Genomic DNA, 25,964 nt, shown 5'->3' with positions numbered 1-25,964 from the left:
GGTGGCCGCCGGCCCGCCGGCCGAGCGCCCGCCGCGAGTGGCCGGCCACAGGGCGGCCAGGATCAGCAGGCCCGACAGGGGCAGCAGGTCCAGCGTCACCGGCGGCAGGAGGATGCCGACCAGCAGCACGACCGGGCTCCACCAGGGCAGCCGCCGGGCGCGGGCCGCCAGGATCGCCAGCACGAGCAGCCCGACGAAGAACAGCTGCGGCCCGACCTGGTAGACGACCAGGTCCACGCCCGGGATGTCGCCGAAGTCGCCGGACAGCGCCTGCATGCCGGCCTTGTCGTCGGCGCGCAGCGCGAACCAGATGTCCGCTCCGAACTGGACCATCGAGGCGCCGAGACCGAACATGGTCACGGCAACGGTGCCCGAGCGCCACGCGCCCCAGGGCAGCAGCTGGCCCAGGCCCAGGACCGCGGGCACGAACAGGACGACTCCGGCCAGCGCCAGCAGGTGCGCGGCCTGCCAGTCCAGGCCCGGCCCGTACACGCCGTCGGACTTGCCGACGATGCGGACTACCCCGTAGGCGGCGAGCAGTAGCGGCGCGGTGATCAGCGCGACAGTGGCAGATTTCTTCACCCGCCGATCGTCCGCCCGCGCGGCGGGACGCGCCTCCGGGCCGGACCCGGACCGCGACCCCGAGGCGCGGCCAGGGCTTCCACCGAGGTCGATGCCGGGCGGCCGGACCGCGCGACGCGGCGCACCGGCGTGTCCACCAACGTTCACCGCCACCTCATGCCCAGGCCACGGCGGGGATCGGCGCGGCTTCTACGGTCGAGCGGTAAGTAGATCTTGACAGAACCGAGGTACCCCCATGTCCCTACGTCACGTCCTGGCGGCCCTGGCCGTGGTCCCGGCGCTCGCCGTCCCGGCCGCCGCGCACGCGTCGCCGCCCGCCGGCCACGGGCCGCTGCCGCAGAAGACGCACTTCGACCTGCAGGCGCACCGTGGCGGCATCGGCATGACCACCGAGGAGTCCCTGGAGGGCTTCGCCAAGGCGCTGCGCCTCGGCGTCAGCACGCTGGAGCTGGATACCCAGATCACCAAGGACGAGAAGGTCGTCGTCACCCACGACCGCAAGGTCAGCGCCCAGAAGTGCGCCGACACCGCACCGGTCACGCCGGGCGACCCGATGTACCCCTACGTCGGCAGGTACCTCAAGGACCTGACCCTCGCCCAGGTCAAGACGATGGACTGCGGGTTCCAGCAGCTGCCCGGCTTCCCGGAGCAGGAGCAGATCAAGGGCCAGCGCATGGCCGAGCTGCGCGACGTGCTGGACCTGGTCAAGAGCCACCGCGCGCACGGCGTGACGCTGAACATCGAGACCAAGGTCGAGGCGGGCGCGCCCGAGCAGACCGCCCCGCGCGAGCTGTTCGTGCGCCGGGTGTACGAGGAGATCCACCGCTCGGGTATCGAGAAGCAGGTCAGCATCCAGTCCTTCGACTGGGGCGCGCTGATGGCCATGCACCGGCTGGCGCCGAAGATGCCGCTGGTCGCGCTGACCAACTACGACTTCCTCCAGGTCGGCAAGCCGGGCGCGTCGCCGTGGCTGGGCGGCATCGACGCCGACGACTTCGGCGGCGACTTCGTGGCCGCGGCCGCGTCGATCGAGGGCGTCACCGCGCTGTCGCCGAACTACGGCTTCCCGCAGAACGGCAAGATCGGCGACCCGGGCTTCCGGTTCTACCCCGACCAGGACATGGTCGACCGGGCGCACGCCCGCGGCCTGAAGGTCATCCCGTGGACCTGTGACGACATGCCCACCGTCGCGGCCCTGATGGACATGGGCGTCGACGGGATCATCACCGACTACCCGAACCGGGTACGCGAGCTGATGGCCGAACGCGGCATGAAGCTGCCGAAGGCGTACGACGCCCACTGACGGTCCCACCCCGGGTGCGGCGGCGGGCGCTCCTCCCCGACCGCCGCCGCGCCACCGCCGGCCGGCGCTGACCTGCACCGAAGCCAGCCGGCGGCAAGGAAGGGCACCTTCACATCGCTATGCGATGTGAAGGTGCCCTTCCTTTCAAGCGGCCCAGGGCAGCGGGAGTGGGGGTGGGAAGGTGGAGGTGACGTCGACGGGGGTGCCGGTCTGCTGGGAGTGGGCGGCGGCGGTGAGGATGTCGACGATGTGGGCGGCGTGCTCGGCCGAGCAGCGGTGGGGGCGGCCCTCGTTGATCGCGGCGACGAACTCGGCGATGCCGCGACCCCAGGGGATGCCCGGGTAGGGGTCGCCGAGCAGCGGGACCGGCTCCGGGGGTAGGCCGACGCGGATTTCGGAGTCGAAGTTGGTCCAGTCGGCGATGTGGATGGAGCCGCGCTCGCCGTGCAGCTCGATGCCGGACTGGCGGGTGCCCGCGCCGACATAGAAGTTCGCGGTCAGGCGCACCGTCGCGCCGCCGGCCAGTTCCAGGACGACGACGGAGAAGTCGGGGGCCTGCGGGGAGAACATCTCGCCGGACAGGGTGACCCGGTCGGGTTTGAGGATCGTGCCGTACGCCCACACCCGGCGCGCGGGGCCGAGCATCGCGGTCAGCGCCGTCAGCGAGTAGACGCCGACGTCGAACAGCGGACCGGCCCGGTACGGCCCCTGCGGCGCGGGGTGCCAGGACTCGATCCGGTCGTGGTTGACCTCGGCGTACACCAGCTTGATCGGGCCGACGGCGTCGTCGCGGACCAGCTTCCACGCCGTCTGGATCGCCTCGCCGAGGTACGTGAACGGCGCACAGCCCAGCCGCAGCCCGCGCGAGGCCGACTCGGCGATCAGCGCCCGCGCCTGCTCGGCTGTCGGCGCGAGCGGCTTCTCACTGAACACGTGCTTGCCCGCGCGCAGCGCCGCCGTGGTGACCGGGACGTGCGCGAACAGCGGCGTCAGGTTCACCACCACGTCGATCTTGTCGTCGGCGAGCAGTTCGTCGAGGCTGCCGTAGATCGGCAGCTCGTGCGCGGCCCCGAACGCCGCCGCCTGCGCCGGGTCGTTGTCGTAACCGCCGAGCACCTCGATGCCGGGGTAGGTGCGCAGGTCGGTGAGGTAGCCGGCGGCGATGTTGCCCGTGCCGACGATGCCGATGTTCGTCATGGCGCCTCTATCCCCCCGTCGGGCCGGCGTACCCGCGCCGACCAGCGTTCGTGCAGGTGGGTGACGGCCGGGTACTTCGCCGCCGCCTTCTCGTCGACCTCGATGCCCCAGCCGGGGGCGTCGTTCGGATACAGGTAGCCGCCGCGCGGGTCGAGCGTGCCCGGGAACACCTCGCGCACCGGGTCCGGCCACAGGTGGCCCTCCTGGATCGAGAACGCCGGGCTGGACACGTCGAGTGCCACGTTGCAGGCCGCGCCGATCGGCGACACGTCCGCGGGCGCGTGCCAGGCCGTGCCGACGCCGGTCAGCTCGCACAGCGCGACCAGCTTGCGGGCCGGGTTCAGGCCGCCGATCGCGGAGATGTGCAGCCGCAGCAGGTCCACCCCGCCCCCGGCGACCAGCCGGGCCGCGTCGGCGACCGAGGCGACCTGCTCGCCGACCGCGATCGGCATCGGCGCGGCGGCGCGCAGCTCGGGCAGGCGGTCGTACAGCTCCAGCGGGATCGGGTCCTCCAGGAAGAACAGCCGGTACGGCTCCAGCGCGCGGGCCAGCGCCACGGCCTGCTTCACGGTGAGCCGGTGGTGCACGTCGTGCATCAGGTTCGGCGTCTCGCCCAGCACCTCCCGGGCCGCGGCGAACAGTTTCGGGGTGTCGCGCAGGTACTGCTGCACGTCCCAGCCGTCCGGGTAGGGCGCGTCCGGGTAGCCGCCCGGGGTGCCCGGCGCGCCGTAGGTGCCCAGGCCGGGGCCGCCGGTCTGGAGGCGTACGTGCCGGTAGCCGGAGTCGAGGACCTCCTGCGCGTGCTCCAGGGTCTGCTCGACGGTCGCGCCCGCGGCGTGCAGGTAGGTGTCGGCGGCGGCCCGCACCCGGCCGCCGAGCAGCTCGTACACCGGCATCCCGGCGCGTTTGCCGGCGATGTCCCACAGCGCCTGGTCCACTCCCGACAGGGCGCTGTTGAGCACCGGGCCGCCCCGCCAGTACGACGACAGGTGCACCATGCGGGTGATGTCCTCGATGTCGGCCGGGTGCCGCCCGATCAGCATCGGGCCGACGTGCTCGTCGACGGCCGCCACGACGGCGTGGAAGCGCTGTGTGAACGTGGCACAGCCGTAGCCGTGCAGGCCGGGGTCGCTGGTGTCGACGCGGACGACGACCAGGGGCAGGCCCTCGGGGGCGGTGACGATCGCGCGTACGCCGGTGATCCGCAGGCCGTCCCGCGCCGCCCACGGCGCCTGCGTCTCCGCCATCACGGCCGGCGGTCCGGGGTCCGCCGCTTGCTGCTGTGACATGACTGTCCTTCAGGTGCGTCAGAAGCCGGTCTGCGTGAGCGGACGCCGTCCGGCGGGGATCATCGCGACCCTACCCGCAGCAGGGCATATCGCAAGATCCGGTCCACGGACGGGGACGGCCGGCGCGTCCATTCGATGTAATCACCCGTTCGAGTCGAACAGCGGGTCTCGATTCGACTCGGCGCTCCGATGCCCTGGCGAAAGCGACTTAGTCGATGGAGGATGTCCATCGAAGGGCACACCGAGCACTCGGCTGTGCGGCGGCCCCCTTGGGGAGGATGAAGGGTGAAGAACAAGACGTTGGAAGAACGGGTCATCGTCCTGGAGGCCGAGTCGTACCGCAATGCTCGCCGCTTCGTCGACATCGACGACCAGTTCGGCCTGCTCCGCGGCGCGGTGGGCGAACTCTCCGCCGACCTGCGCGAACACCGCCAGGACACGAAGGAGCAGTTCACCGCCGTACACACTCGCCTGGACCACATCGACCAGCGACTCGACGGCATGGACCAGCGGTTTGACGGCATCGATCGACGACTCGACGGCATGGACCAGCGCTTCGACGGGATCGACCAGAGGTTCGACGGGATCGACCAGAGGTTCGACGGGATCGACGGGGTGCTCCGGGAGATCCTGGCCTTGGTCCGGCCCGCAGCGGGCGTGACAGTTCCGGCCCAGGTTGCCGACGTGGCCGGCTGATCACCGGCCGGTCACGGACCTCCGGCTCGGTTCGGGAGGTCCGTGACCGGCCACGCCGACTGGCGTACGCCGACAGCGTCGGGATGGTAGCCTGCATCGCCATGGGACGGTTGCCCGACGAGCCACGGCTGGCGCCGATGTGGCTGATGCCCGCCGTTTCCCCGCCGCAGCCCGCGTCTGATTGCTGGCTGCACCCCGGCGTCGAGGTCGGCACGTCCCCCATCTCCGGCAAGGGCCTGTTCGCGCGCACCGGTCTGCCCGCCGGGACCGTGGTATCCCGGCTGGGCGGCCACCTCGTCACCTGGGCACAGCTGCGGGAACTGTTCGCCGAGGCGGCTCGCGAGGGCCGCTACGTCGACACGGTCAGCGTCGCCGACGACCTTCATCTCGTGCTGCCGCCGCGCCGACCCAACGGGTACGGCAACCACAGCTGCGACCCGAACCTGTGGTGGGTCGACGCGTACACCCTCGCGGCTCGGCGCGACATCGCTCCCGGCGAGGAAGTCACCAACGACTACGGCGCCAGCACGGCCGTCGCGGAGTTCCGGATGGACTGCGCCTGCGGTTCCGCCCGCTGCCGGGGCGTCGTCACCGGCCACGACTGGCAGCTCCCGGACCTGCGGGAACGCTACGGCGACCATGGGATTCCGCTGCTGCTCGACCGCATCCGCACAACGGGCTCCGCAGCGCCGACTGGATCGGCGCCGGCAAGCGTCGACGGCGGCGAACCCGCGATCCCCGAGCCACTCCGCGCCCTGATCACCACGACGACGGCCGTCGAGCTCGCCCGCGTACACAGTGATCAGGTGGTCTTTCCCCACAGGCTTGTGGTCGACAGTCCCGAGGATGAAGACCGGCGATTTCCCGGTTGGCCCACGCCCGTCTTGGTGATCGCCGACGAGAACCAGGGGGTCTGCAGCTGGGGCGTTCCCCTCGGCGTCGCGGCACCACCGGTGCTCGTCGGCGGCGATCTCGCCGGCGACGCGGGTACCGCCATCTACGCACCCGACGTGTCCAGCTTCGTTGCCGCACGGCGCTGGGACGGCACGTGCCTGGGCCGTGAGCCGCTCCTTCAGGCCCAGGCGGCTCCGCTGGATGAGGAATCTCTGGCATATCTGCGAGCGAACTTCGACGAGCGCCCGCCCACACGCGGTTGGCCCGCGCAGGAGCAACTGCGGTTCGAGCGCGACGGGGCCAGGATTCTGCTGTGGTCGGGGGACGACCAGTGCGACTGGTGGCTGTCCGGCACCGGGGACGCCGTGCTCGGCGAGACCGCCGCCCGCTTGCTCGACCTCTCCGACCTGCGGAGCTCCTTCTGGTCCAACGACGTTGCCGGGGAGGCCTTGCTCGACCGGCTACGGTGACCCGCATGGCACCGAGATCGAGTGGGCAGGTCGCACTGCGGGCACTCCCGTTGTGGTTCTGGTGGGTCAGCATGGCCGTGTTCGCTCTCGCACCCGTGATGCTGCTCTTGACCTCCGGGCACCGCAGCGCCGCGTTCCTCACCCTCGTGAGCCTGGGCTACGCGGTGGGACTCGGCCGCAAACTACAGCAACGCAGCGCCGAGCGGGAGCACGCCGCACAGGTCGCACAGGGGACGGTGCCGAGCTGGTCGCTACTGAAGGTCGAAGCCGTCGAGCTCGTCGAGGACGACTGGCCCGGCCTGGTGCGAGTGCGGCTGGTCGACGCCGACGGAAGGGCCGCCACCTTCGTCGACAAGATCCCGATCTTCTTCGAAGAGTTCACCTCCGCCACCGCACTGCCCGCGCCGGGTCACGTCAGGTGCTGGGTGGTCGAATCCACCCGCGACGGCACGGGACGCAGGCTCGTCGTGTCGACCGCGATGGACGGTGTGACGAGCGAGGATGGCCGCAGCGAGTCCACGTCCGGCCGGATCAGGTCGAGGCGCCCCACGGGGTCTGGGCCCGCTCCTGAGCGGGCGCGGCCGACGGCGCCGCCCGTGCGGAGTCCCCGGTCGTCGGCAACTACCGCCCACGACCGGGGACTACCGGATCAGCAGCTGGCGAGCATGCTGTTGAGGGCGGACTTCTCCGCGCTGTCGACGGTGAGGTTGTAGTACCACTTCACCTGGATCCAGGAGCGGGCGTACCTGCAGCGGAACGACGACAGCGGCGGCTGCCACTCGGCCGGGTCCTTGTCGCCCTTGGCCTGGTTGACGTTGTCGGTGACCGCCCACAGCTCGGGCCCGCCGAGGTCGTTGGCGTAGGTCTGGCGCTGCGCGGTCGTCCACGCCCACGCGCCGGACGCCCACGCCTCGGCCAGCGGGACCATGTGATCGATGTCGACGTCGGACGCGGCGGTCCAGGTCGCGCCGTCGAAGGGGCTGTACCAGGACCCGGAGGTCGCGGCGCAGCTGCTGTTGACCACGACGCCGACGCCGTCGCGCTTGAGGACCTGCTCGCGGGTGTTGCAGGCGCCGGTGATGGTGATCCAGTGCGGGAACAGGTCCCGGTTGTACGTGGAGCCGTGGGACTCGGCGGCGACGGTCAGCGCCGCGAGTCGGCTCACTGCCGTGCTGTAGGAGGGAATGTTGGGCGGGGTGGCGTGGGCCGGCGTCGCGGTGAGGGTGAGCGACATGGCCAGGGCGGCCGCGGTGGCGGCCACCGCCTTCAGGACACGGGACATTGGAGGGTCTCCCGACTGTCCGCCGCCGCGGCCGGATGGGGGTTCCGGACTGGGGTAACGACGGGGACGGATGGACCATCGCAGATGGACGCCCGTGGATCCAGACCGGATCTCTACGACGGCATGAATTTCTCGTGAAACGCCGCCCGCGGGCCGTCGCGGCGACGGGAAGGGCACCTACTTATACGCGCAGCGACAAGAAGGTGCCCTTCCTTGCTCTCGACGTGTCGGGAGAAGTTGACATGTCGGGGATCTCCGACGTATTGTTACCGACTGTGACCACTGACGTGTTCAGCGCATTGGCCAATCCGGTACGCCGGCAACTGCTCGACTCGCTGCGCGAGGGCCCGCGCGCAGCGGGCGAGCTCGCCGGGCAGTTCTCGCTCAGCCGGCCCGCGGTCTCGGAGCACCTGCAGGTGCTGCGGGGCGCGGGCCTGGTGCGCGAGGAGCCGCGCGGCCGCCACCGGTACTACCACCTGCAACCGCAGCCCCTGGCCGAGGTCGGGCAGTGGCTGCATCCCTACGAACACTTCTGGCGCGAGCGGCTCAAGGCGCTGCGCGACGTACTCGACGAGGAAACCTCATGACCGAACCTGCCGTCATCCGCTGCGACCAGTTCATCAGCCACCCGCCCGCACGGGTGTGGCAGGCGCTGACCGATCCCGAGCTGCACGCCAAGTGGTGGGCGGCCGGCGACGTGCGGCCCGTCGTCGGCCACCGCTTCACCCTGGACATGGGCAACTGGGGCGAGCAGCCCTGCGAGGTGCTCGCGGTCGAGCCGGAGAAGCTGCTGAGCTACAGCTTCGCGACCGGCTCGCTGGACAACACGATCACCTTCCGCCTGGAGCCCGAGGGCACCGGCACCCGCCTGTTCTTCGAGCAGGCGGGCCTGGACCTCGACTCCCCCCTCGGCCGCACCGCCTACGAAGGCATGTCCCGCGGCTGGCCCGCCCTCCTCCGCCGCATCGAACCCGCCCTCGCCCCCTGACGCCCCACTCCCCGCCGCAACTCTTAAGGACTCGTGGCCCGCGGGATGTTCGGAAGGCGCGACTCTTCAAGAGTTGCAGCAGAGGGGGGAGGCGGCGGTCAGGCCTCGCAGTTGGTGGGAGTTTCGGTGTTGGCGCAGATGTCGATGCCGGGGCCCGCATCGGCGGAGTCGGTGCCGACGCCGCCGTTGACCAGGTCGGTGAAGGCCAGGTCGCCGACGGCGGTCAGCTTGTCCGCGCCGGTCTTGGCGTCGGCGAAGACGGTGTCGTCGCCGGGGCCGGCGTTGAGGGTGTCGCGCCAGCCGGTGCCGCCGACCGTGCCGGCCGTGGTGACGGTGTCGAAGTTGCCGTAGACGGTGTCGTTGTCGTCGCCGCCGGAGAGGTTGTTGCCGGCCACGTCGACGCCGAGCGCGCCGGGCACGTCGATGGCGAGGTTGCGGGCGTCGCCGTAGATCGTGTCCGCGCCGGGGCCGCCGAATACGCCGTCGGCGGCGAAGGCCGCGCCGATGGCCGCGGCGGTGACCGACACGTCGATCGCGTCGCCGTAGAGGGTGTCGGCGCCCTCGCCGCCGTACAGGTAGTCGTTCCAGCCGACGCCGCCGACGACCGTCGGGAACTCGACCGCGCCGAAGTCGCCGACGACGATGTCGTCGCCCGGCCCGGCGAAGACGATGTCGTTGCCGCCGGCCGCGGCCACGTCGAGCGCGGCGGACTCGCCGTACACGGTGTCGTTGCCCTCGCCGGCGCAGATGACGTCGTTGCCGCCGAGGCCGCTGATGGTGTCGTCGCCGGCCAGCGCCAGGATCACGTCGTCGCCGGGCGTGCCGACGATGACGTCGGCCTCGGCGGTGCCCAGGTGGGTGACCGGTTTCTCGTTGCACAGCGCGACGGCGTGCGCGGGGGCCTGTACGGCGGCGAGGCTCAGTGCCGCGACGGCCACGGCGAGGGCGGTGCGTGCGATACGCATGGCGGTGCCTCCAGGTGTGTGCGGACGTACGCTCCCGGCGCAGGTCGGGACACCACCCTGTTGGCGGCACACACTGCCGGGGCAATCCGAGATCAAATGCTATGACCGAACAAATGGGGCATAGCGGAACCACGCCGTCACGTCTTTGATCTGCGGTTTCTCCGACCCGGCAGCCGCTGAAGGTCACCCGGCCAGTGCCGCCCGCGCGACCACGGCCGCCTGCCGCGGGTCGAGCAGGTCGGCGACCATGGCCGCGGCCTCGCGGTAGAGGTCCAGCGCCGCCCGGCAGGAGAGGTCCGGCGGCAGGCCGTGCAGCCCGAGCGCGGCGTCCTGGGCATCGGCCCAGACGCCGCCCGCGGCGGCCGCGACCAGGTCCCAGACCTCGTTCTCGCTGTCGTAAAGCAGGCGCAGGTGCACGGCGAGCACCATGGGCAGGCGCAGCGCCAGCACGTTGCGCTGCACGGCGGCCATCCGGGCGCGTCCGGTGCGCAGCGCGGCGGCGACCTTGTGCGCCTCCTCGGCCAGTCCGGTGACCTGCTCGGCCACCCAGCGGTCCGCCTGCGCCGCCAGCCCGTCCCAGGTGAACGCGTGTGCCTGCGCGCGCAGGTTCGCGGCCACGCCGCCCGCATCCCGGACGATCCGTGCGGCACGCCAGGCGGGCACCTCGGCCACCGCCGACCACGGCGCGGCGAAACGCCGGGACTGCTCCTGCGGCGTACGCCAGGACAGCGCGACCAGCCGCCCGCCGATCATCTCCAGCAGGTAGTCCGGGCCCTGCCCCAGCACCAGGAGGTCCACGTCGGACTCCGCCGTGGCGGTGCCGCGCGCGTGGCTGCCGACCAGCACCGCCGGCTCGCCGGCCAGCTGCCCGCGCGCCGCCAGCCCGGCCACGACCTCCGAGCAGAAGTCGATGATGTCCGACATACCCGATGCTCCCCTGCCATCGATACCTTCCGACCTGGCATGATGCCCGGCATGACCGCCCCTGTCACGCCTGATTCCGTCCGTCTCGCCCCCGTCGACGCCGCCAACTGGCGGGCCGTCACCGCGCTCACCGTCGCCGAGTCGCAGGCGGACTGGGTCGCCGCGCCCGCGTACTACCTGGCACTGTGCCACTACGGCGAGGCGGGCTGGCGGCCCCTGGCGGTGCTCGACACCGACGGCGACGTCGTCGGTTTCCTCATGTGGACCGTCGACCCCGCCGACGGGGCGGCCTGGCTCGGCGGCATCATCATCGACGCGGCACGGCAGGGCCGCGGGTACGGCCGCGCCGCGGTGCGCGCCGCGATCGCGCTGCTGGCGGCCGAGCACGGGCTGAGCAGCTTCGCGCTGTCGTACGAGCCGGCCAACACCGCGGCCCGGCGCTGCTACGCGGGCGTCGGCTTCACCGAGACCGGCGAGATCGAGGACACCGAGGTCGTGGCGCGGCTGCACGTCGCGGCCTGACGGGCGGCACCCGCCGCGGGTACGCGGCCCACGCCGAGGTCCTGGTGCCCGGCGGCGAGACCCTGCCCGTCGACGGCGACGCGGCCGAGCGGTACGCGGCGCTGCTGGCCGACCTGGTCCGGCTCGCGCCCCGGCCGCAGGTGGCGGGCGTGCTCGCGCCGCATCCGCCGTGGACGGCCTGGGATCACGAGTACGGCGGCGTGTGGCCGCCGCCCGACGACCGCGACGCCGACCTCAACGCCCAGCCGGACAGCGCCTGGATCGACGACGTCGCCCGCCGGGTCCAGCAGCGGCTGCACGCCCTGCCGGCCGGGCCGACGGTCATCGGGCACGGCGACTTCTACGCCGAGAACCTGCGCTGGCGCGACGGGCGGCCGCTCGCCCTGGACGGCACGGTGTGGCTGACCCCCGAGCAGGCCGAGCAGCGCCTGTCCCTGGCCGGGGCCTGAGCCCGCGACACGCCCGGCCTCGGCGTGCCGCGCCCCGGGCGGTGGCATCATCGGATGAGTGCGTGACGCCGACGCCTGCGGGACACCGTCCACGATCCTGGTCGTGATCAGGGGAAACTCCGGTTCCGGCAAGTCGTCGGTCGCGAAGGCGGTGCGCCTGGCGTACGGCCGCGGCTGCGCCCTGGTCGAGCAGGACCACCTGCGCCGCATCATCCTGCGCGAGCGCGACGACCCCGGCGGCCTGGCCCCGGCGTTCATCGACCACACGGCGCGCTACCTGCTCGACAACGGCTACCACGTGGTCCTGGAAGGCATCCTGCTCGAACGCAAGTACGGGGCGACGGTGCGGGCGCTGCTGGCCGCGCACCGCGGCACCAGCTCCGCGTTCTACCTCGACATCCCGTTCGAGGAGACGGTGCGCCGCCACGCCACCCGCCCCCAGGCGAGCGAGTTCACCCCCGACCAGATGCGCGACTGGTACGCCGAACGCGACCTGCTCGGCGTCGGCGGCGAACACGTCATCGGGCCGGAGTCGTCGTTCGACGACACCGTCGCCCTGATCGCGGCCCGGTCCGGACTGGCCGCCGCATCGCCCGGCCCGGACGCCGAACCCGCCGCCGCGCCACCGGCCCAGCGGCGGTAATGGCGTTGCACCCGGCTGCCCGAGATCAGCAGGATGGCCGCCATGCCGATGCTCGAACAGACCGTCGCGGCCGCCGTCGCCGAACTGCTGCCACTGACCGGCGAGGACGACGAGGACCGCAGGTGGGAGCTGATCAGCTGGTTGCACGGCTACGGCGGCCGGCCGGCGCTGGACGCCGCCACGCGCTTGTCCGGGCACCCGGAGCCGTCGCACCGCCAGGCGGCCGCCGACATCGTCAGCCAGCTCGCCGCCGGGCCGCGCGGGTCGGCGAGCGAGGGCCCGTACCGTGACGAGGCGCTGGCACTGCTGCTGAGCATGGTGGAGCACGAGCAGGACCCGCAGGTGCTCGGCTCGATCACCACCGGCTTCGGGCACATCGGCGACGAGCGGTGCCTGGTGCCGCTGGCCAGGCTGCACGTGCATCCCGACGCGACAGTCCGCTTCGGGGTCGCTCACGGGCTGCTCTGGCGGCCGGAGCCGGCGGCCCTGGACCTGCTGATCACGCTGTCGGCCGACAGCGATGCCGACGTCCGCGACTGGGCCACGTTCGGACTGGGACAGAGCGAGCAGGACTTCCCGCGGCTGCGCGACGCGCTGGCCGCCCGGCTGAGCGACGACGACCCCGACACACTCGCCGAAGCCGTCGTCGGCCTGTCGCTGCGCGGCGACACCCGGGCCATGCCGGCGCTGCTGGCCGCGCTGGAGGTCCCGCCGGTGCGGCACGGCGTCGACCTGACCACCGAGGCGCTGTACGCGATGGCCGCCGCGACGGCCGACCCCCGGCTGCACCGGCACCTGACCGCCGACCGGGACGCCCGGCTGCGGCAGACACCGGACGACGAGGCGCCGCCGGAGCTGCGCGCGGCCGTGGTCATCGAACGGCTGCTGCGGGCACCGGGCGAACAGCTGCCCGAGGAGCTGCTGGCGGCGCTGGCCCGCTACCCCGCCGACGGCGAGCCGGGCTGAGTCAGCGCAGGTAGGGGTCGAGCAGTTTGCGGGCGCCGAGGGCGAGCAGCTCGTCGGCGGCCTGGCGGCCCAGCGCGGGCGCGGCGCCGCGGTCGCCCGCGACGACGGTCGTCAGCAGGCGGTCGCCCTCCGGGGCGTACACCGCGGCGCGCAGCGTCACCGTGTCCCGTTCGATGCCCGCGTGCCCGCTGACCGCGCTGTTGCAGCTCGCCCCGAACCGGTGCAGCAGCGCCCGCTCGGCCAGGCCCGCATCCCGGCTGTCCGGGTCGTCCAACGCCATGACCAGCGTGTACGCCTCACCCGACGTCCGGGTGGCGACCACGACCGTGCCCGCGCCGACCGCCGGGCCCATCAGCTCGGCAGGCAGCACCTGCGAGATGCGGTGCTCCTGCCCGATGCGGCGCAGCCCGCACGCGGCGACCACGATCGCGTCGACGTCGCCCGCGTCCAGGCGCGCGATGCGGCTGTCGACGTTGCCGCGGATCGGCTTGACCCGCAGGTCGGGGCGGGCCCGCAGCAGCTGCGCCTGGCGGCGTACGGCGCTGGTGCCGACGACCGCGTCGCGGGCGAGCTGGTCCAGCCGCAGCCCGTCGCGGCTGATCAGCGCGTCCCAGGGCTCGTCGCGGGGCAGGTAGGCCGCGATGGCGACACCTTCGGGCAGCGCGACGTCGCCGGGGATGTCCTTGAGGCAGTGCACCGCCAGGTCGATGTCACCGGCCTGCAGCAGGACGTCGATCTCGCCGGTGAACGCGCCCTTGCCGCCTGCCGTGGCGAGGCTGCCGGTCCAGCGGTCGCCGTGGGTGGACACGGGCACGATCCGCACCGCGAGGCCCGCGTGCGCGGACTCCAGCTCGCGGGCGATGTGGCGGGCCTGCGCCAGGGCCATGGTGCTGCCCCGGGTGCCGAGGCGGACGGTCGTCGTCACCTGAGGAACCCTACGGCCAGGCGACATGAACAGGCCGTGAAGCGATCCAGGCGTGTCGTGCGGAAGCTTTTCTTCAGCATGAACGGTGGCATTGACGTACTTCTGCGGGCGTGATCTGATCTCGCGAACCGTTCTCACATTCCATTTCGGAGAGGAAGCTCAGTGCTGAGACTTCGCAAGGCGGCGGCCGGCGCGGCGGCGGTCGCGCTCGGCTGGGCGGCGTTCGCCGTCGCCGCCACCCCCGCCACGGCCGCCCTGCCCACGGCGGCCGTCGCCATCGGTGACAGCTTCATCAGCGGCGAAGGCGCGGGCGCGTACACGTCCGTCGTCGACGTCAACGGGGTCGCCCAGGGCTTCCCCGGCTGGTCGGCGGCCAACGCCAACGCCTACTTCTGCCACCGCTCGGCCAACGCGTCGCTGAACAAGGCCACCCTGTCGGGCATCAACGCCCGGTTCAACCTGGCCTGCTCGGGCGGCCAGCCGCACGACATCGCCAACGCCTCCAACACCCGCACCAGCGGCCGCTCGGTCGCCTCGCAGCTCGACCAGCTGCGCGCCGTGGCACAGACCCACGACATCGACCTGGTGCTGGTCGGCCTCGGCTCCAACAACAGCTCGTTCACCTTCGGCGACGTGGCGACGCTGTGCGCCAACCGGTTCATCGCCGACGCGTGGACCGGCTGGTGGGAGTTCTGGGCCTACCTCAACGGGCCGGTGCCGCAGGAGCCGTGCACCGACGCCGACCTGGCCAGCGCCGCCGAGGTCGCCGCGGCCACGACGGAGACCACCAACGCGCTGCGCCAGCTGATCACGACGCTGAACCAGGTCGACGCCGACGGCCAGCACCGCATCGTGTTCCAGGACTACACCAACCCGCTGCCGACCGACGTCTACAGCTCGTTCATCGAGCAGGACGGCCGCGAGGACGACCGGGACAAGTTCCGTGACCTGGGCGCCGAGCGCTACGCGGCGGGCTGCCCGATCCACCGCGCGAGCCTGCCGCCCGGCCACCGCTTCTCGGCCAACCTCGGCAACGTCGTGCGCAACTCCCACGCCAACCTGTCCGCCGAGTTCCCCGGCCAGGACCTGGTCTACCTCAACGTGCAGCGGGCCTTCGACGGCGCGCGGCTGTGCGAGAACGGCAACAGCCCGACCGGCGCGCTGGCCACCCCCGTGCGCGTCATGGACGGCCCGACCGGCACGCACATCACCAGCCTGTCCGGATACGACAAGATCGCCATCCAGCGCATGGCCAACGCCTGCGTGACCTACTTCCAGACCTGCCAGGAGTCCTGGCACCCGAACGCGGCCGGCCACGCCGTCCTCGGCCAGTGCCTGGCCGCGGCGGCCACCACGACCAACCGCACCATCGCCTGCATCCGCAACACCAACGGCACCCTCACCTTCCAGTGAGGCACTGAGCGAAGGAAGGGCATCTTCGGCTCGCGTCAGCGAGACGAGCAGCAGCTCGGTACATCGCTCCGCGATGTAGAAGGTGCCCTTCCCAACATTTGCGACCGGTAGGCGCAGGTCACGCGTTCAGGCGGGGAACAGCCACGCCATCGCGCCCACGCCCCGGTCGAGGTAGCCGACCCGGCCGGTCTCCACGCCGTAGGCCAGGTCCTCGAAGACGCTGCACCGGGCGTAGAAGACCGCCCGTTCGACGAGCGCCGCGACGTCGGCGGCGGCCGGATAGCGTGCCAGGGCCGCCCGCAGCGCCGCCGGGCCGAGATCCCGGTGGAGCAGCCCGAAGTCGTAGGCCGGGTCCACGAGCGCGGCGTCGCTCCAGTCGATGACCCCGGTGACCGTCCACTCGGCCGGGTCGACGAGCACATGCTCGATGCCCAGGTCGTTGTGCGAGAACACGAGGTCGTGGCCCCGCCCGGGGGGTGGTGATTCGAAGAACGCCTCCACCGCGCGGCGGTGTGCCACCGGGACGTGCTCGGCGACCGCCTCGTGCAGCTCGGCCGCCTCACGGAGCCACTCGGCCGGGGGTTGGTCGTCGACGTCCGCCAGCCCGCGCCACGCGTCGACCGGCTCGGCATGCAGCACCGCGAGCAACTCCCCGAGCGTCGCCGCGATCGACGTGCCATGCTCCACCCAGCCCGGCGACTCCGGCAGCGGCACGCCGGACAGCTTCGCGTAGGCCAGGCAGCCCAGGTCAGGGGCCGCGAACACCGGTTCGGGCACGGGCAGTGGACTGACCCGGGCCACCGCCGCCAGCAGCCGGGCCTCGTGCTCGATCAGCTCGGCGCGCCGCACCGGGTCGTGCTCCCTGCTGAACCGCACCACGAGCGCGCCGTCGACCTCGTACGCCACGTTCTCCAGTCCCACGCCCAGCTCGACCACGGCGCCGATCCGGTGACCGGGCAGGTGGGCGGCCAGCACGTCACGGACGTCGGCAATGGAGGGTCGGCCGGACATGCCTCACCCTAACCGGCTACGGCGCGGCCGCCACCGCCGTACGCAGGTCGCCGACCACCGCGAGCGCGTCCGCGGCGTCACCGGTGTCCTCCCACAGCTCGCGCCACTCCGAGTCCTCGCCGACGACCCGGTCCAGGGCCCGCACCGCGAGCGCCGCGACGTCCTCGGGGACCACCAGGCTCTCCCCCTGCAGCAGGAAATCCGGGGCGTACGGCGAGGTCAGCGGCTCCGCGCCGGGCCGCTGCGACACGATGACCGCGGCCGCCGCGATCGCGCGCACCCCGAGCCGGTCGTCGAGGAATCCGGCGTGGTCCGCCACGGCGGCCAGCGCCTGCCGCACGATGCCCAGCCGTTGGCCCGGATCGGCGTCGTCCAGGTCACCACACCAGTCGGCGGCACTGTCGTTGTCGAACGGACCCGAGTCCCAGGTGCCCACCGATTACCTCCTCCGCAGGGCGCAGCGGAACGGTACCGGCCGCATGCGACAACTCCCCCGCCGCGTGTCCGGCCCGTTCCGCAGCGCGCGCCCGGCCCTGGCCGCGACACTCGACAGATGGCACATGACCAGGTGACGGAGTTCCGCGACGTCCGGGTGTTCGACGGGGTCGACCCCGCGCTGTCCCCGCCCACCACCGTCACCGTCACGGGCGGCCTCATCACCGGCGTGGGCCGGCCGCCCGACGACCGGGCCGCCGGACGCACGATCGACGGCGGCGGCCGGGTGCTGATGCCGGGACTCATCGACGCGCACTGGCACGCCATGATGGCCGCCGTCCCGCTGCCGGTCCTGGCCACCGCCGACCCCGGCTACCTGCAGATCGTCGCCGCCCGCGAGGCCGAACGGACCCTGCTGCGCGGCTTCACGACGGTACGCGACGCGGGCGGGCCCGTGTTCGCCCTCAAACGCGCCATCGACGAGGGCCTCGTCCCCGGCCCGCGGATCTACCCGAGCGGCGCGTTCATCAGCCAGACCGCCGGACACGGCGACTTCCGCTCGCTGCTGGAAGTGCCTCGTGAGCCGGGCGGGCCGCTGAGCATGGTCGAACGCACCGGGACCGCGGCCATCGCCGACGGCGTCGACGCGGTCCTGCGGGCGACCCGCGAGCAGCTGATGCGCGGCGCGAGCCAGATCAAGGTGATGGCCGGCGGCGGCGTCGCCTCGCCCTATGACCCGATCGACGTCACCCAGTACACGTTCGCGGAGCTCGCCGCGGCGGTCGAGGCCGCCGCGCACTGGGGCACCTACGTGATGGTGCACGCGTACACCCCGACCTCGATCCAGCAGGCGGTCCGGGCCGGGGTGCGCTGCGTCGAGCACGGGCACCTGCTCGACGACGAGACCGCCGCGCTGATGGCCGAGCGGGGCGTGTGGTGGTCGATGCAGCCGTTCCTCGACGACGCCGACGCCGTCCCGATCACCGACCCGGGCGGGCGCGAGAAGCAGCTCGCCGTCACCGACGGCACGGAGACCGCGTACCGGCTGGCCCGCAAGCACGGGGTGCGGCTGGCCTGGGGCACCGACACCCTGTTCGACGCCCGGCTGGCCACCCGCCAGGGCGCGCAGCTGGCCAAACTCGGCCGCTGGTTCTCCCCGGCCGAGGTGCTGCGCATGGCGACGTCGGAGAACGCGGCGCTGCTGGCCATGTCCGGCCCGCGCGACCCCTACCCGGCCCCGCTGGGCGTGGTGCGGCCCGGGGCGTACGCGGACCTGCTGCTCGTCGACGGCGACCCGTTGACCGACCTGAACGTGCTCGCCGACCCGGCCAACCTGGCAGTGATCATGAAGGGTGGTGTGCCGGTCCGCGACACCCTGACCGGATCAGGACGGCCCACCGACGCGTGACGCCAACGGCCGGAACCGGCCCTCGGGCCGCAGCATGCCTGGGCCATAAGACCGGCATGCAGATGCGATGCTTATGAAACCGCTGATCCGGCAACAGCGAGTCGTCAGTGTGTGGCACCCTCGCGGCTGCGAGCAGTAGGGTGGCTCCGGCGGCCCGCGATGGGCAGGTGGACGCATCCAGGGGAGGAAGCGCATGGGCAGCACAGGCATCCGCGCGACGGTGGCCGGGCTGGCGCTGGCCGCGGCCATGACGGCCACCGCATGCGGCGGGCAGGACCCCGCCCCGTCGGGCGGCGGCGTCTCCGGCGACATCACCGTGTTCGCGGCGGCCTCGCTCACCGAGGCGTTCACGAAGATCGGCAAGGACTTCGAGGCCGCGAACCCGGGCACGAAGGTGACGTTCAACTTCGCGGGCAGCTCCGCGCTGGCCACCCAGATCACCCAGGGCGCGCCCGCCGACGTGTTCGCCGTCGCCAGCCCGGCCACCATGAAGACCGTCGTCGACGCCGGCGACGCGGCCGGCACCCCGGTCGTGCTCGTCAAGAACCAACTCGTCATCGCGGTGCCGAAAGGCAACCCGAAGGGCATCGCCACGCTGGAGAACCTCAGCAAGCCCGACCTGAAGGTGGCGCTGTGCGCCGAGCAGGTCCCGTGCGGGGCCGCGGCGAAGAAGGCCCTCGACAACGCCGGGGTCAAGGTCACCCCCGTCACCCTCGAACAGGACGTCAAGGCGGCACTGTCCAAGGTGAAACTCGGCGAGGTCGACGCCGCGCTGGTGTACCGCACCGACGCCAAGGCCGCCGCAGCCGACGTGGACGGCATCGAGTTCCCCGAGTCCGCGAACGCGATCAACGACTATCCCGTCGTCGCCCTCAAGGACGCGCCGAACAAGGCCGGCGCCGAGGCGTTCCTGGCCTACCTGCGGTCCGAGCCCGCGAAAGCCGTGCTGACCGCGGCCGGGTTCCAGGCTCCGTAATCTGAGCCCATGGCCGTCGAGCACACCCAGCACCCCGGCGCGGTGGCACCGCCGCGCCGGCACGGCCGGCGGCGCATCCCGTTCTTCCTGTTCCTGCCCGCCGGGCTGGGCCTGGCGTTCCTGGTGCTGCCGCTGGTCGCGCTGCTGCTGCGCACCCCGTGGGGCGAGCTGACCCAGCACCTGGCCGAGCCCGCGATCCTCGCCGCGCTGCGCCTGTCGCTGCTCACCGCCTCGCTGGCCACGGTCGTCTGCATCCTGCTCGGCGTGCCGCTGGCCTGGCTGCTGGCCCGGGTCGAGTTCCCCGGCCGGCGGCTCGCCCGCGCGCTGATCACCGTGCCGCTGGTGCTGCCGCCCGTGGTCGGCGGTGTTGCGCTGCTGCTGCTGTTCGGCCGCCGCGGCCTGATCGGGTCCTGGCTCGACGAGACCTTCGGGTTCACCCTGCCGTTCACCACCGCCGGGGTCGTCGTCGCCGAAGCGTTCGTGGCGATGCCGTTCCTGGTCATCGCCGTGGAGGGCGCGCTGCGCGGCGCGGACACCCGCTACGAGGAAGCCGCCGCGACGCTGGGCGCGGGCCGCTGGACCACCTTCCGGCGGGTCACCCTGCCGCTGGTCGCGCCGGGCATCGCCGCCGGCGCGGTGCTCTGCTGGGCACGGGCGCTGGGCGAGTTCGGCGCGACGATCACCTTCGCCGGCAACTTCCCGGGGCGCACCCAGACCATGCCCCTGGCCGTGTACCTGGCCCTGGAGACCGACCTCGAAGCGGCGATCGTGCTCAGCCTGATCCTGCTGGTCGTCTCGGTGACCATCCTGGCGAGCCTGCGCGACCGCTGGATCAGCAGCCCCTGACCGGCTCAGCCGCCGCTGCGCTCCAGCCCGCTGGGGGCCGGACGGGACGACTGGTCGAGCCCGGCCGCGTCCTCGCGCAGCGGCCGCCACGTCTGCGGGGCCACCCGCTCCCCCGCCCGCCTGCTGCGCGAGCGGCCCGCCAGCCCGAGCCCGATGCCGAGCAGCACCAGCGCCGCCGCTACGCACAGCACCGCCGCCCACAGCGGCATGACCTCCGCCAGCCCCAACACACCCGCCACGACCAGCGCCGGCAGCACCCAGATCAGCAGCAGCCCGGCGGTGCTGATCCGCCCCTGCGCCGTGCCCGCATCGTCCCGCAGCCAGGTCCGGGCCAGGGCGGACTCGGCCCGCGACAGACTGGCCAGCTGCTCTGCTGCCGGGCCCGGCTCCTGCGGCGTCGGCGGGCGGCGCGTCTCGGACATCAGTTCACCTCCACCTGTCTACCTTCTGCCCTGATCCCAGTGTGCCGAATCATTTCCGGCGGCCTGCCCCATGATCTTCACCCGCTCGTGTGAACCCGCCGTGAAAGAACCGCCAACACCACCGCATGATCGACGCAGCGCCGCCGTACTAGGCTGGCCCTCATGCAGATCGCCGCGCGGGGCCTGGTGTTCGACATCCAAGCGGGCGGCCCGGAGGACGGGCCGGTCGCCCTGCTGCTGCACGGCTTCCCCCAGCACTCAGGCGAATGGGAACAGGTCGCGGACCGCCTGCACGACGCCGGCATCCGCACCTACGCGTTCGACCAGCGCGGCTACTCCCCCGGCGCGCGCCCGTCCGCGGTCGCCGACTACGCCGTCGGCGAATGCGTCGCCGACGCGCTCGCGGTGCTCGACACCCTGGGCGTGGACCGCGCGCACGTGGTCGGCCACGACTGGGGCGCCGTGGTGGCCTGGCACCTGGCCGCCGAGCACGCCGACCGGGTGCCCACCCTCACCGCGATCTCCGTGCCGCACCCGGTCGCGTTCGCCAAGACCATCGCCACCGACCCCGACCAGCAGCAGCGCTCGGCCTACATCGGACTGTTCCAGCAGGAGGGCAAGGCCGAGGACCTGCTCCTGGAGGACGAGGGACGGCGGCTGCGGGAGATCTTCACCGGGGTGCCCGCCGACCGCGTCGAGCGCTTCGTCACCCCGATGCTGGACCGGGCCCGCCTCACCGGCGGCCTCAACTGGTACCGGGCGCTGACCCTCGGCGCGGGCTTCACCCCGGCCGGCAAGGTCGCGGTGCCGACCACGTTCCTGTGGAGCGACGGCGACTGGGCCATCGGCCCGAAAGCCGCCGAGAGCTGCGCCGCGTACGTCACCGGCGACTACCGTTTCGTCAACCTGTCCGGGGTCAGCCACTGGATCCCGGACGAGGCCCCCGACGACACCGCCCGCGAGATCCTGGCCCGCATCACCGGACAAGCCTGAGCGGAGGCACCCGTGTTCGTGAAGATCTGCGGCCTGTCCACCGCCGAGACCGTCGCCGCCGCCGTGGAGGCAGGCGCGGACGCGGTCGGCTTCGTGCTGACCCGCAGCCCGCGCCAGGTCACCCCCGACACCGCCCGCCGCCTGGCCGCCGCCGTACCGCCGCACGTGCTGACCGTCGCCGTCGTCGCCGGGGCGGACATCGCGACCGTGCGGGAGCTGGTCCGCGACACCGGACTGCGGGCGCTGCAACTGCACGGCGACTACACCCGGGACGACTTCGCCGCCGTCGCCGACCTCGGCCTGACCCTGGTGCGGGCGGTCAGCTACGAGGCCCCCGACCTGCGCATCGGCGCGTACGGCGAGGACCTGCTGCTCGTCGACGCCACCGAACCCGGCTCCGGCGGCGCCTGGGACTACACGATGCTGCGCGAACGCGGCCTCGGCGACGGCTGGATCCTCGCCGGCGGGCTGGGCGTCGACTCCGTCGCCGACGCGATACGGCTGTCCGGGGCGGGCGGCGTGGACGTGTCCAGCGGCGTCGAATCCGCCCGCGGCGTCAAGAGCGAGACCCTGATCAGGGAGTTCATCGCCGCCGCGCGCAAAGCGGGCTGACCGCCCGCACCGTGGGATTGTCTGCCACCGCCATGATGATCGGTGCCGCCCGGAGCGCACCGGCCCGCCGTTGGACACCACTGGACAGCGGTGTACGGCCCGCTCGCGACGGGTACAGGAACTGCAGGTCGACGGGGATGGAGTGAGGTCGGGTGGCCCTGGGCCCGGAGGACGAGCGCCGGCTCGCGGAGCTGGCGGAGCAGATCCGCGCGGCCGACCCGCACTTCGCCCTCGGCCTCGGCACGGGCGACCCCCACCCGCCCGCCGAGTACCGCAAACCCCGGCGGACCGGGCTGCGGGTCGCGCTGGCCCTGACCGGGTTCGCGCTGGCCGTGTTCCTGTTCGCGACGGGAACCCCGGGCGGCGGGTTCCTCGCCGCGGTGGGCGCGGTGCTGGCCCTGGCCACGGTCGGCGACGGGTTCGCCCACACCGGCGACTGACCGAGCTACCCTGCCGCGCGATAGGCCCGGCCGGCCGCGGTGGGGCTGTCTCCGTCGCGGTACAGCGCGGTGCCCTGGTGGCCCTCGGTCGGCCACGGCAGCGCGAACCAGGCGTAGCGCTCCACGTAGGACAGGCCCTGCATCATCTTCGTCGAGCCGGTGACGAACGCGGCCTGCTGCGCGTCGCTCGGATACACCGCCCCGCCCGCGCCCCACTTGATCAGCGCGTACTCGGTGACCCAGATCGGCATCCTGTAACGCTGGTACACGGCCTGCAGGTAGTTCCGCAGGTGCCCGACGGCCGCCGAGGAGAAGTCCGCGCCGTACCAGTGCAGGGTGATGAAGTCGACCCGGTAGCCGCGCGACTTCGCCCCGGCCATGAACCGGTCGAGCCAGCCGCCGGCCCTGTCCGCGCCGACCGCGACGGCGGGGCTGCCCAGCCGCAGCCCGGTCGCCTGCAGCCGCGGCCACAGGTCCAGGGCGCGCTCGACGGTCATGTTGGCCTGGCTGGCGAAATCGGGCTCGTTGAAGCCGAGCAGCACCTTGCCGTTCTGCTTGGCGCGGGCCAGCTCGCTGTCGGTCACCGACTTCTCGCCCCAGATCATCGGCACGAACGCGGCGCTGGTGCCCGCGTCCTTGCTCGGGGAGCTCGACCAGTTGTAATACCAACTGGCCCGCACGTCGGTCAGCGCGGCTTTGAGGCCGCCGAAGTTCCAGACACTGACGCCCTTCTTCGCCGACGTCTTCGCAGGACCGCCCGCCGGGGTCTTCGGGCTCGCCGACGCCGACGGCTTCGGGGCGGCGGACGCGCTCGCCGACGGCCCGGCCGAAGCCGAACCGGACACCGCCGGGTCCGGCACACCCTGCGTCGCGCCGACGGGCTCCCCCGGGCCGGCCGCCGCCACGCCCGGATCGCCGCCCCAGACGCGGACCGCCGCGTACGAGCCTCCGATCAGGACCGCGACGGTCAGCGCCACCGCCAGCCACAGTTTCCGGCGGTCGCGCCGTACGTGCCTGCCCGGCAGCCGCTGCGAGGTCTCGTCCACGAGGCGACACCCTAGCCGCCGTTGATAAACACGGCACGCCAGGGCACCGGCCGCTCCCACGGAACGGCCGGTGCCCTGGCACACCACCCCCCTGCGGTGTCCTAGGCAGCTGGGTCGATACCGACCCGCTGCGCGGCCGTCACGCCGTGACGGGGGCCTGCCAGTCGATCGGGTGGACGAACTGCCAGGCCATCTTCTCCGGCTTGGCCAGCAGCTTCATCGCGGTCGGCAGCAGCGCGTCGCGCAGCACCCGGGCCACCGGACCCGCGGCCTTGTCGCTGTTGGTACGCGCCGCCGCCGCGATGATGCGCTCGACCCGCTCCCGGCGCAGCCGCTCGTACGCGGCGAACGCCTGCTCGGCGGGCAGGTCGCGCAGGCAGCGGGCGAGCTGCACCGCGCTCTCGGCGGCCAGCGACGCGCCCTGGCCCGACGACGGCGACGTGGCGTGCGCGGCGTCGCCGATCAGCACCAGACGGCCGCGGTGCCAGGTCGGCACCCGCGGGATGTCCTCCATCCCGCCGACCGTCACGAACTGCGACAGGTCGGCCGTGCGCAGGATGTCCAGTACTGGCAACCGGTCGTCGGCGAACGCCTCGGTCAGCACCCGCATCCACTCCTGCGGGCTGGTCCGGTTGGCCTCCGACCAGGACATCGGCTGCGGGTGCGGAAGGTTGGCGAACCAGCCGCAGGTGCCGTCGGCGTACACCTGGTAGCCGAAGAACGCCCGCTTGCCGAACATCATGTACATCGCGTCGCCGGTGCTCGGCAGGCCGGTGCCCGTCGACAGGCCGCCGAAGCCGAGCAGGCCGGTGTAGCGCGGCTTCGGCGCGGCCGGGTCGATGAGGGTGCGCACGGTGGACCGGATGCCGTCCGCGCCGATCAGGACGTCGGCCTCGGCGCTGGTGCCGTCGGCGAAATGCGCCCGGACACCGGTCGGCGCGGCGGGCGAGCCCAGGTGCTCGGCCGAGACCAGGCGCATGCCGTGCTCGACGGGGATGCCCCGGCGGGCCGCCTCGCCGTAGAGGGCGCGGTAGAGGTCGGGCCGCATCACGAACTGCTGCGGCTCCAGGCCGGGCGGGCCGCCGAACGAGGCCAGGCGTTTGCCGGTCCAGCTGTGCATCACGATGCTCGCCATGGGCACGCCGATCGCGCGCACGGCCTCGTCGGCGCCGATCACCTTCAGCGCGGCGAGGCCGTTGGGCGCGATGCTCAGGCCGCCGCCGACGTTCTCGGCGGTGCTGCCGTACGCCTCGTACACGCGGGCCTCGATGCCCGCCTGCCGCAGGGCCATCGCGGCCACCGGGCCGGCGATGCCGCCGCCCACGACCAGCGCGGTCTTCACCTTCGTCATGACTGTTGCTCCCCAGGGTCAGCCGGCCGGTCGCTCGACCGGCGCGGGTTCGGTCGCACACCGAACCGGCAGGGGACGCCCGGCTATCCTTGCGGTTGCCACCTCTCGTGGCCGGGCCCCTGCGGTGCGGTGCGAGGGTTGAGGTCTCCGGCGGTGTGTTGGCGCACGCCGCCGGGGACCGTTTCAGAAGGTCACTGCGGGTGCAGGCCCCTCTCCATCAGCTCGGCCAGCTCCGGCGGCACGATCCCGGTCTCGCTGAACGCCTGCCAGTCGGCCAGGCCCGGGAACGTGCCGGAAGTCAGCTCGCCGAGCAGCCCGCGCACGAAACCGATCTCGGCTTCGGCCACGGCCAGCTCGTACTCCTCCTCGATCAGGAACAGCCGCGGCACCTCCCGGGCGGCCTCGGCCAACGCCGAGCGTCGCGCCGCGAGCGCCTTCTCCAGCGCGGTGAGCCGCTGCGACAGCAGGTCGGCCGCCTCGCGAGGCGACAGCACCGCCATCACGGACAGCGCCGCGGTGAACCGGGACTGCTCCTGCTCGGGGGTGGACAGCAGCTCGCGTACCCAGTCGGTCAGCTCGGCCCGGCCCGCCTCGGTGATGCGGTAGACGGTCCGCTCGGGGCGACCGCCCTGGCGCACGCTCTCGGCGGCCTCGATCAGGCCGTGCTTCTCCAGGTTCTGCACGACGGTGTAAAGCGAACCCCACTTGATCTTCATGTTCTGGTCTTTGCCGTGCTCGCGCAGGATCGAGGCCATCTGGTACGGGTGCATGGGCTGCTGGACGAGCGCGGACAGCACGGCCAGTGCCATCAGATTGCCGACCTTGCGCCGTTTCGCCACGCCTGCCGCCCACCCCTCATACTCCGCCTTGATTACTCGCTTACGAGTATACGCATCCTTCTGCACCACCCACCGCT

Annotated in this window: 30 protein-coding genes; 17 read left to right on the top strand and 13 right to left on the bottom strand. The window is 72.7% G+C overall.

The features are described from left to right. Nucleotides 1–582 (bottom strand): hypothetical protein (locus ACFQO7_RS29695; protein WP_376809469.1); only part of this gene is annotated, 582 nt, incomplete at its 3' end. A gap of 235 nt (nucleotides 583–817) precedes the next feature. Between ACFQO7_RS29695 and ACFQO7_RS29690 the strand changes: the two genes are divergently transcribed. Next, nucleotides 818–1,885 (top strand): glycerophosphodiester phosphodiesterase family protein, encoded by a 1,068-nt coding sequence (locus ACFQO7_RS29690; RefSeq protein WP_376809468.1) that lies wholly within the window; start codon nucleotides 818–820, stop codon nucleotides 1,883–1,885. Nucleotides 1,886–2,029: 144 nt separating this feature from the next. Here ACFQO7_RS29690 and ACFQO7_RS29685 read toward each other — a convergent pair whose 3' ends face one another. After that, a complete protein-coding gene (locus ACFQO7_RS29685) occupies nucleotides 2,030–3,082 on the bottom strand; it encodes a Gfo/Idh/MocA family protein (protein ID WP_376809467.1) in 1,053 nt (350 codons plus the stop codon). Continuing rightward, the gene (locus tag ACFQO7_RS29680; protein ID WP_376809466.1) at nucleotides 3,079–4,371 is read right to left on the bottom strand and encodes an enolase C-terminal domain-like protein; all 1,293 of its coding nucleotides are present in this window, start codon (nucleotides 4,369–4,371) and stop codon (nucleotides 3,079–3,081) included. Before ACFQO7_RS29680 ends, ACFQO7_RS29685 begins: the two co-directional genes overlap by 4 nt. Before the next feature lie 285 nt (nucleotides 4,372–4,656). Here ACFQO7_RS29680 and ACFQO7_RS29675 point away from each other — a divergent pair, with 285 nt between their 5' ends. The 3 genes from ACFQO7_RS29675 to ACFQO7_RS29665 all read left to right on the top strand — a co-directional run bounded on the left by ACFQO7_RS29675 (nucleotide 4,657) and on the right by ACFQO7_RS29665 (nucleotide 7,144). Then, nucleotides 4,657–5,067 (top strand): hypothetical protein, encoded by a 411-nt coding sequence (locus tag ACFQO7_RS29675; RefSeq protein ID WP_376809465.1) that lies wholly within the window; start codon nucleotides 4,657–4,659, stop codon nucleotides 5,065–5,067. Nucleotides 5,068–5,168: 101 nt separating this feature from the next. After that, on the top strand, nucleotides 5,169–6,431 hold the full coding sequence (locus ACFQO7_RS29670) for an SET domain-containing protein (protein WP_376809464.1): 1,263 nt from the start codon (nucleotides 5,169–5,171) through the stop codon (nucleotides 6,429–6,431). Between the two features lie 5 nt (nucleotides 6,432–6,436). After that, nucleotides 6,437–7,144 (top strand): hypothetical protein, encoded by a 708-nt coding sequence (locus ACFQO7_RS29665; protein WP_376809463.1) that lies wholly within the window; start codon nucleotides 6,437–6,439, stop codon nucleotides 7,142–7,144. On the opposite strand, the gene ACFQO7_RS29660 is transcribed toward ACFQO7_RS29665, so the two are convergent. Further along, a complete protein-coding gene (locus tag ACFQO7_RS29660; protein ID WP_376809462.1) occupies nucleotides 7,081–7,713 on the bottom strand; it encodes an HNH endonuclease family protein in 633 nt (210 codons plus the stop codon). The genes ACFQO7_RS29665 and ACFQO7_RS29660 overlap by 64 nt on opposite strands. Nucleotides 7,714–7,988: 275 nt before the next feature. On the opposite strand from ACFQO7_RS29660, the gene ACFQO7_RS29655 reads away from it, so the two are divergent. Beyond that, nucleotides 7,989–8,300: an ArsR/SmtB family transcription factor gene (locus ACFQO7_RS29655; RefSeq protein WP_376809461.1), complete on the top strand. Its 312-nt coding sequence runs from the start codon at nucleotides 7,989–7,991 to the stop codon at nucleotides 8,298–8,300. Continuing rightward, the gene (locus ACFQO7_RS29650) at nucleotides 8,297–8,701 is read left to right on the top strand and encodes an SRPBCC family protein (protein WP_376809460.1); all 405 of its coding nucleotides are present in this window, start codon (nucleotides 8,297–8,299) and stop codon (nucleotides 8,699–8,701) included. The genes ACFQO7_RS29655 and ACFQO7_RS29650 overlap by 4 nt, the downstream gene beginning before the upstream one ends. A 98-nt stretch (nucleotides 8,702–8,799) precedes the next feature. Here ACFQO7_RS29650 and ACFQO7_RS29645 read toward each other — a convergent pair whose 3' ends face one another. Together ACFQO7_RS29645 and ACFQO7_RS29640 are read right to left on the bottom strand one after the other, a co-directional pair. After that, nucleotides 8,800–9,666 carry a calcium-binding protein gene (locus ACFQO7_RS29645; protein WP_376809459.1) on the bottom strand — a complete coding sequence of 289 codons (867 nt, stop codon included), beginning with the start codon at nucleotides 9,664–9,666 and terminating at the stop codon, nucleotides 8,800–8,802. 183 nt (nucleotides 9,667–9,849) lie between these two features. Next, nucleotides 9,850–10,590 carry a nucleotidyltransferase family protein gene (locus ACFQO7_RS29640; RefSeq protein WP_376809458.1) on the bottom strand — a complete coding sequence of 247 codons (741 nt, stop codon included), beginning with the start codon at nucleotides 10,588–10,590 and terminating at the stop codon, nucleotides 9,850–9,852. A gap of 51 nt (nucleotides 10,591–10,641) precedes the next feature. Between ACFQO7_RS29640 and ACFQO7_RS29635 the strand changes: the two genes are divergently transcribed. The 4 genes from ACFQO7_RS29635 to ACFQO7_RS29620 are packed head-to-tail and all read left to right on the top strand — an operon-like array spanning nucleotide 10,642 to nucleotide 13,170. Then, nucleotides 10,642–11,112 (top strand): GNAT family N-acetyltransferase, encoded by a 471-nt coding sequence (locus ACFQO7_RS29635; protein WP_376809457.1) that lies wholly within the window; start codon nucleotides 10,642–10,644, stop codon nucleotides 11,110–11,112. A gap of 44 nt (nucleotides 11,113–11,156) precedes the next feature. Further along, on the top strand, nucleotides 11,157–11,561 hold the full coding sequence (locus tag ACFQO7_RS29630; RefSeq protein ID WP_376809456.1) for a phosphotransferase: 405 nt from the start codon (nucleotides 11,157–11,159) through the stop codon (nucleotides 11,559–11,561). 58 nt (nucleotides 11,562–11,619) lie between these two features. Then, the gene (locus ACFQO7_RS29625) at nucleotides 11,620–12,204 is read left to right on the top strand and encodes a kinase (protein ID WP_376809455.1); all 585 of its coding nucleotides are present in this window, start codon (nucleotides 11,620–11,622) and stop codon (nucleotides 12,202–12,204) included. Between the two features lie 42 nt (nucleotides 12,205–12,246). Continuing rightward, nucleotides 12,247–13,170: a HEAT repeat domain-containing protein gene (locus ACFQO7_RS29620; RefSeq protein WP_376809454.1), complete on the top strand. Its 924-nt coding sequence runs from the start codon at nucleotides 12,247–12,249 to the stop codon at nucleotides 13,168–13,170. 1 nt (nucleotide 13,171) lies between these two features. On the opposite strand, the gene hemC is transcribed toward ACFQO7_RS29620, so the two are convergent. Beyond that, nucleotides 13,172–14,095 carry a hydroxymethylbilane synthase gene (gene hemC / locus ACFQO7_RS29615; protein ID WP_376809453.1) on the bottom strand — a complete coding sequence of 308 codons (924 nt, stop codon included), beginning with the start codon at nucleotides 14,093–14,095 and terminating at the stop codon, nucleotides 13,172–13,174. A 162-nt stretch (nucleotides 14,096–14,257) separates the two neighbouring features. Here hemC and ACFQO7_RS29610 point away from each other — a divergent pair, with 162 nt between their 5' ends. After that, a complete protein-coding gene (locus ACFQO7_RS29610; RefSeq protein ID WP_376809452.1) occupies nucleotides 14,258–15,508 on the top strand; it encodes an SGNH/GDSL hydrolase family protein in 1,251 nt (416 codons plus the stop codon). A gap of 126 nt (nucleotides 15,509–15,634) precedes the next feature. Here the strand turns inward: ACFQO7_RS29610 and ACFQO7_RS29605 are convergent, their stop codons facing one another. Continuing rightward, entirely contained in the window at nucleotides 15,635–16,519 is an 885-nt protein-coding gene (locus ACFQO7_RS29605; protein ID WP_376809451.1) for a phosphotransferase family protein, read from the bottom strand. A 16-nt stretch (nucleotides 16,520–16,535) separates the two neighbouring features. Beyond that, the gene (locus ACFQO7_RS29600; protein WP_376809450.1) at nucleotides 16,536–16,955 is read right to left on the bottom strand and encodes a DUF4259 domain-containing protein; all 420 of its coding nucleotides are present in this window, start codon (nucleotides 16,953–16,955) and stop codon (nucleotides 16,536–16,538) included. Nucleotides 16,956–17,072: 117 nt separating this feature from the next. Here ACFQO7_RS29600 and ACFQO7_RS29595 point away from each other — a divergent pair, with 117 nt between their 5' ends. From ACFQO7_RS29595 to ACFQO7_RS29585, 3 genes are all read left to right on the top strand, one after another. Continuing rightward, nucleotides 17,073–18,362, top strand: coding sequence for a metal-dependent hydrolase family protein (locus ACFQO7_RS29595; protein ID WP_376809449.1), 1,290 nt, complete (start codon nucleotides 17,073–17,075; stop codon nucleotides 18,360–18,362). Nucleotides 18,363–18,555: 193 nt separating this feature from the next. Beyond that, nucleotides 18,556–19,338, top strand: coding sequence for a molybdate ABC transporter substrate-binding protein (gene modA / locus ACFQO7_RS29590; RefSeq protein WP_376809448.1), 783 nt, complete (start codon nucleotides 18,556–18,558; stop codon nucleotides 19,336–19,338). Nucleotides 19,339–19,347: 9 nt separating this feature from the next. Further along, complete coding sequence (locus tag ACFQO7_RS29585; RefSeq protein WP_376809447.1) at nucleotides 19,348–20,184, top strand: ABC transporter permease; 837 nt, start codon at nucleotides 19,348–19,350, stop codon at nucleotides 20,182–20,184. A 5-nt stretch (nucleotides 20,185–20,189) separates the two neighbouring features. Here ACFQO7_RS29585 and ACFQO7_RS29580 read toward each other — a convergent pair whose 3' ends face one another. After that, nucleotides 20,190–20,606 (bottom strand): phage holin family protein, encoded by a 417-nt coding sequence (locus ACFQO7_RS29580; RefSeq protein ID WP_376809446.1) that lies wholly within the window; start codon nucleotides 20,604–20,606, stop codon nucleotides 20,190–20,192. 162 nt (nucleotides 20,607–20,768) lie between these two features. On the opposite strand from ACFQO7_RS29580, the gene ACFQO7_RS29575 reads away from it, so the two are divergent. The 3 genes from ACFQO7_RS29575 to ACFQO7_RS29565 all read left to right on the top strand — a co-directional run bounded on the left by ACFQO7_RS29575 (nucleotide 20,769) and on the right by ACFQO7_RS29565 (nucleotide 22,651). Continuing rightward, nucleotides 20,769–21,599, top strand: a complete 831-nt coding sequence (locus tag ACFQO7_RS29575) for an alpha/beta fold hydrolase (protein ID WP_376809445.1) — start codon at nucleotides 20,769–20,771, stop codon at nucleotides 21,597–21,599. A 12-nt stretch (nucleotides 21,600–21,611) separates the two neighbouring features. Further along, entirely contained in the window at nucleotides 21,612–22,211 is a 600-nt protein-coding gene (locus ACFQO7_RS29570; RefSeq protein WP_376809444.1) for a phosphoribosylanthranilate isomerase, read from the top strand. A gap of 152 nt (nucleotides 22,212–22,363) precedes the next feature. Then, complete coding sequence (locus tag ACFQO7_RS29565) at nucleotides 22,364–22,651, top strand: DUF3040 domain-containing protein (RefSeq protein ID WP_376809443.1); 288 nt, start codon at nucleotides 22,364–22,366, stop codon at nucleotides 22,649–22,651. 5 nt (nucleotides 22,652–22,656) lie between these two features. Here the strand turns inward: ACFQO7_RS29565 and ACFQO7_RS29560 are convergent, their stop codons facing one another. The 3 genes from ACFQO7_RS29560 to ACFQO7_RS29550 all read right to left on the bottom strand — a co-directional run bounded on the left by ACFQO7_RS29560 (nucleotide 22,657) and on the right by ACFQO7_RS29550 (nucleotide 25,887). Next, nucleotides 22,657–23,697, bottom strand: coding sequence for a glycoside hydrolase family protein (locus ACFQO7_RS29560; protein ID WP_376809442.1), 1,041 nt, complete (start codon nucleotides 23,695–23,697; stop codon nucleotides 22,657–22,659). Between the two features lie 139 nt (nucleotides 23,698–23,836). Further along, nucleotides 23,837–25,048 carry an FAD-dependent oxidoreductase gene (locus ACFQO7_RS29555; RefSeq protein WP_376809441.1) on the bottom strand — a complete coding sequence of 404 codons (1,212 nt, stop codon included), beginning with the start codon at nucleotides 25,046–25,048 and terminating at the stop codon, nucleotides 23,837–23,839. 191 nt (nucleotides 25,049–25,239) lie between these two features. Then, a complete protein-coding gene (locus tag ACFQO7_RS29550; RefSeq protein ID WP_376809440.1) occupies nucleotides 25,240–25,887 on the bottom strand; it encodes a PadR family transcriptional regulator in 648 nt (215 codons plus the stop codon). Nucleotides 25,888–25,964: the final 77 nt, after the last annotated feature.

The organism is Catellatospora aurea (assembly GCF_042663325.1).
In the GTDB taxonomy this organism is placed as follows: Bacteria; Actinomycetota; Actinomycetes; order Mycobacteriales; family Micromonosporaceae; genus Catellatospora; species Catellatospora aurea.
The sequence above is the reverse complement of the archived record's forward strand: the minus strand, read 5'-3'. Positions and strand labels throughout refer to the sequence as shown.